Source organism: uncultured Methanobrevibacter sp., assembly GCF_900316895.1.
Classification (GTDB): domain Archaea; phylum Methanobacteriota; class Methanobacteria; order Methanobacteriales; family Methanobacteriaceae; genus Methanocatella.
Genome location: NZ_ONER01000102.1, coordinates 1 through 4,864, shown reverse-complemented (window position 1 = coordinate 4,864; position 4,864 = coordinate 1). Strand labels below are relative to the sequence as shown.

Here is a 4,864-nt window from a genome sequence, read left to right as displayed (position 1 = left end):
ATCATGCAATGGATCCTGATGATGTAATCAAATTCAAGTGGAATGTTCATTTCCTGTCTAAAATCAACGGCATGAAAAATAAGCAGCCTTTGATTTGTGAATCATCTTCTAGACGTCATACAAGAAGGTCAATTGTTGCAGTTAGGGACATCAAGCAAGGGGATGTAATAACTGATGCTGATTTGACATTCAAGCGTCCGGGCACAGGAATTTATCCATCAAAGATTGATGAGGTCATCGGAAAAACCGCTAAGATCGATATTTCAGAAGATACTTTAATTGATTTTGACATGTTGCAATAAGCCTTCTTTCAAAACTTCTAATCTCATATTATCACTACATTCATTGTAGATATTAGTGATATTGTAGATGTTTGTGGCAATCATACATCTGGATGGAAATTATCCTCATAATTGCATTACTCTTTTTCTTGAATAGTCCTTCCATTAAAATTAACAGTATTTCTTAAAAGTCGTATTTGGTGTGATGTATATTTCATAATTTGCCTTGAAGTATTTGCAATAGCTTTTTGCAACACTTTCACATACCATCGGCGATAAAATTTTTGTGATATTGCAAAAAATAAGGGTATTAAAAAAAGAAATTAAATTTCTGCAGAACAATCTGCAGAATATTTACTGAGCAAAACAGCACATTTGTCAATTGTTTCTTGATCTAATTTGATTGTGCTGGTTTTAATCTTGTTGAGCAGTTCTTCAATAAACAAATCCTCATCGGTTAAAGGCATGTTTATCACAACCACTTCATTGTTAATAAAACCAACTAACGGTTCAACAAAGCAATTTTTGATATTATTATCGTTTAAGAAGTTAATTAGATCTTCACCTAAGGACAATGCTTTTTGCTTGATTTTATCATCTTGAGAAAATTTAGCCTGTTTTGTAGTGTATCTAAATCTTCTTTTATTTCCGTCGATAGGAATTTCCTCAATTTTATCTTCATCTAATTCAGTGGAACCGATAAGATTCAAGTTTTCATTTTCTGATTCCAATCTGAGTTTAGGATTATATTTTTGTGAAAGAAGAGCATAAATTCCAGTTGGGCCGACAACTAAGTGGTTAATGCTTGATGAAGATGTAGGAGTTCTTAAATTGTAGAATACATAGAAATCATCAGAAAGGGTTAATAAATGTTCTCTAATAATTCTTGTTCTTTCTTCTACTTGTTTTTCGTCCCTTGATTTGTAAAGTCCATAACAAAGCATTATGACTCCAATGAATATTGCAATGATACCTATACCACTATTGATGAGTAGAATTTCAATAATACTTATTATGAAAATACCGATACCCACAATTAAAACGATGGTATTGAAGTCAAGGTTATTCATTTCAAATCCTATGTCCGGTTCATGAATAGAGTTCTTTTCAGGTATTACTTCGCCGTTATCCGGTTCAGCAATACTAATTCTTTCCAAGAAACTTCCAGATGATTTTTTAGAAGCTTCACTATCTTTTGGATAGTAAACGCTCATGCTTTTGAAAAATTCATTTTTGAGGAAATTCTTCAAAATATTGTAATCATTTGTATTTGGAACGGCAAACTCTTTTCCAAATTTGGATAGGACTTCATCGGGAATTGTAGTCCTTGCAGTTTTGGAAGATTCTTCTTCTGCTTCTAATTCCTGTTCTCTTATTTCGTCATCTGCAATTTTTTGCATTTGTTCTTCTGAAAAGAAATTTCCAAGTCTATCGGTGAATGATTTTAAAGAGAAATCTGCTTCATCATTTGTTAATTCTTCAGATGTTGGTTTTTCAGCGTTAGAGTTTTGTCTAATGGTTTTTAGTTCTTTTTGTCTTTCTTCAAGATATTTATCTAGTTCCTTGTTCATGTCGCTATCTAAATATCTTAAAGGACCTCCACAGCTGTCGCATTCATAATCAAGTATACTATCACTGCTTTTTATCTTATATTTTAATCCACAGTCTTGACATTGCACAATATATGAATTATCGTACTTGAATGTGTCAGTGAATGGAGAATCTTTTTTGGTTTCATCATTAGAATAGTCTTCTAAGTATTCTAAGTCACCTGCACATGAAGAACACTCAAATGTTGTGATATCGTCATCATCATCGAGTTGGTATTTTGCACCACAGTTCTTACAGCATACAACTTTCATAATATCCTCTTAAAATTGCTTTATGATATTAGTTATAAATTTTTTTTATTATATATGTTTCTAATAAGTATTGACGCATTCATGTTAAAAACTTTCAATTTGCTTTGAAACAGTATCCTAATCGTATTTGTCTTTAATTAATTTTCTTTCATTTTTTCCGAACTTTTTACATTATGATTCTTTATTTAAGATTATTTAAATACAATTGGGAATGTTATTTTTGTCAAATCTACGAATAAGGCCCAAATTATCCTTTCACTTAAACACTTTTTTCATATAGGTGAATGCTGTCGATTTGTTTTATTTCAGTATAGTTTGTCAGGTTCAGGGCATTGTCCGATATATAATAAGTGACATTGCTTGAGTCAATCGTTGAAATGTCAGTGCTCCTTATTGGCAGGAGATTTTCACCTAGCCACCAGTTGTAGGCTCTTACATTGAACACTCCAATGGTAATGTTTTCATAATCCGGATTGTTGTCGATAACGTAATCTGCCATATCTTTTATTGCATTAAATTTATTTGTTTCTTCAAAAGTGTATGTGAATGCAAAGGCCTGAATGATAAACAGGGCAATGATTATGATTGGGATTATGTTTTCATTGATTTTAAGATGCTTGTTTATGGTATCGACTGAAAGCAGAATGAAGTAGACTATTGCCGGAAATGCGGGCAAAAAGTATCTGTTTACTTTAATGTTGTAATAGCTGTAGAATATAATGTTTGAAAATATCCATGCAAGCATGAAATATTCGTTTTTATTTTCACTGTCTCTACCTAAGAAATAAAGACCTATTAAAACGAATATTGTTGTAATTACGGAACTGATTCGTGTGAAACTTATTATTGCCACTATGAAGAATAAAAGCGGGATTAGGTCTTTTTTCTGTGGTTTTCGCTTATTGTCGTATAACCAAAGACACATTCCAAGTATTAATATGCCGATAATTCCCCAAGCTAAAGGTGTAGGATTATCTAAAATTGGATTTCCATCAATTACTGTGTGTGAATTTGATATGAAATTGATGAAATTGGCTACATAATAGCTCACGTCTTCATTAAATGCAGGATCGGCTTGTGAGCCTTGGGCACCCATCATTCCTGATGAGATTTGGGTTCCTGCACCAAATTGACCATGCCCCATCATTATTACTGGGGCTAGGACGATGACCGTCAAAACCAGTCCTATTGCAATGCCTTTCAGGATATATTTAGAATCTTTCTTGTGGATTTTAAACCCTTTCTTATAAACATAGTAAAGTAGAAGTGCAGGTGCCACCAATAAGATTGTGTATCTTGTTAAAATTCCCAATACAAGGAATAATATTGCATGCAGATAGTATTTGGGATGGTCATCTATAGCTATGACGGTAAATAATACTGTCCAGATAATCATTGATACAGCAGGAATGTCTAAAGTCCCATTTGCCAGCCATGTCAGATAAAGAGTCAATGAGCTGTAGATTACTGTACCTCCAACACTCAGAATTTCATTGAAATATCTTTTAAACAGTAAATATAAACCAATATTTCCAAATACTGCAAAAGCTCCTGTCACTAAATAGATTGCTTGCTTGTCTACAAAGCCAAAATAAAAGAATATTGAGGTTAAGCGACATATTATGGGTGATAAATAAATCGTTGATGTTGAACGAAGATTGATTCCAGTATAATAAAGCGCATTTAAAAGATAAACATAAACATCGGAACAGTAAATTCCAATACTATTGTTGAAGTTAATGTAGTATCCGACCAGAATGATGCTGAAAATCAGAATAAACAGCAAGCAATATTTATCTTTTTGTTTTATATTGAATTCCTCAAACATTGTTATTATTTTTTTTAATAATTTTATTTAAATCTATGTTAAAAAAATGATCCTAATGCAAAGGATAGAAATGCAATTAGCATTCCAATCTTCAATAGTTTTGAGGATTTGTGGGCCACGGGCTCTTCCTGAGATTTCATTATTAAGATTGCGGAGTATATGAATATTATTACAGCAACTGCAATTATAACAAGGTATAACACTCCAAAAATATGGTATATGTACAGCAGAGGACATAATGCGCAGTCGATAATGATTAGGATTGTGGCAAGTATTGCAGGTTTCTTTTTGCCAATTAGGATAGGCAGGGTTCTTGCACCATCCTTTCTGTCTCCCTCAATGTCTTCGATGTCCTTGATGATTTCACGTGCGGTTGTCATGACAAATGCAAAGAATCCTAAAAATATTGAAGTCATAACAATGCTTGGATTATTTATTGTAAATCCTCCAAATACGAATCCGAAACCGGTCATGAATCCTACAGCAAGGTTTCCAATCAGCGGGGTTGCCTTTAATTTATAGGCATATAGATAAAGAACAACATCGGCAATCAGAACTATGATGAAAGGAATCCAATTTGCAGTCAGATAACTTATTAGAAATCCACATACTGTTCCGGCAGCAAACAGGAGATATGCATATCTTTTTCCATTTTCAAGTGATATCCTTCCGGATGGAATCGGCCTTTCAGGCTTGTTGATTAAATCTATGTTGTAGTCAAAATAATCATTTATGACATTTCCTGCAGCGGTTTCAAAAAATACGGTCATCATTGCAAGAACGATTGGTATGCTGATTGTTTTATCAATAATTGCTATTAGAATAATGGAAATTGCTCCCATTAATGCATTTCCAGGTCTTAAAATTTCTAAATATGGATTCATACGACTTCC

At 32.9% G+C, this 4,864-nt stretch carries 4 protein-coding genes; 1 reads left to right on the top strand and 3 read right to left on the bottom strand.

What is annotated here, in order from left to right:
• A partial coding sequence (locus tag QZN27_RS08940; protein ID WP_296786619.1) for an SAF domain-containing protein occupies positions 1 to 302 on the top strand: 302 nt, incomplete at its 5' end.
• A 302-nt stretch (positions 303 to 604) separates the two neighbouring features.
• On the opposite strand, the gene QZN27_RS08935 is transcribed toward QZN27_RS08940, so the two are convergent.
• From QZN27_RS08935 to QZN27_RS08925, 3 genes are all read right to left on the bottom strand, one after another.
• Positions 605 to 2,143 (bottom strand): NERD domain-containing protein, encoded by a 1,539-nt coding sequence (locus QZN27_RS08935; protein ID WP_296786616.1) that lies wholly within the window; start codon positions 2,141 to 2,143, stop codon positions 605 to 607.
• 259 nt (positions 2,144 to 2,402) lie between these two features.
• Positions 2,403 to 3,971 (bottom strand): glycosyltransferase family 39 protein, encoded by a 1,569-nt coding sequence (locus QZN27_RS08930; RefSeq protein ID WP_296786613.1) that lies wholly within the window; start codon positions 3,969 to 3,971, stop codon positions 2,403 to 2,405.
• Between the two features lie 38 nt (positions 3,972 to 4,009).
• On the bottom strand, positions 4,010 to 4,855 hold the full coding sequence (locus QZN27_RS08925) for a UbiA family prenyltransferase (protein ID WP_367237663.1): 846 nt from the start codon (positions 4,853 to 4,855) through the stop codon (positions 4,010 to 4,012).
• Positions 4,856 to 4,864 lie beyond the last annotated feature (9 nt).

What these genes read in the sequence shown, in the direction of transcription:
- QZN27_RS08935 (WP_296786616.1), bottom strand. Translation starts at nt 2,143, where the DNA reads ATGAAAGTTGTATGCTGTAAGAACTGTGGTGCAAAATACCAACTCGAT.
- QZN27_RS08930 (WP_296786613.1), bottom strand. Translation starts at nt 3,971, where the DNA reads ATGTTTGAGGAATTCAATATAAAACAAAAAGATAAATATTGCTTGCTG.
- QZN27_RS08925 (WP_367237663.1), bottom strand. Translation starts at nt 4,855, where the DNA reads ATGAATCCATATTTAGAAATTTTAAGACCTGGAAATGCATTAATGGGA.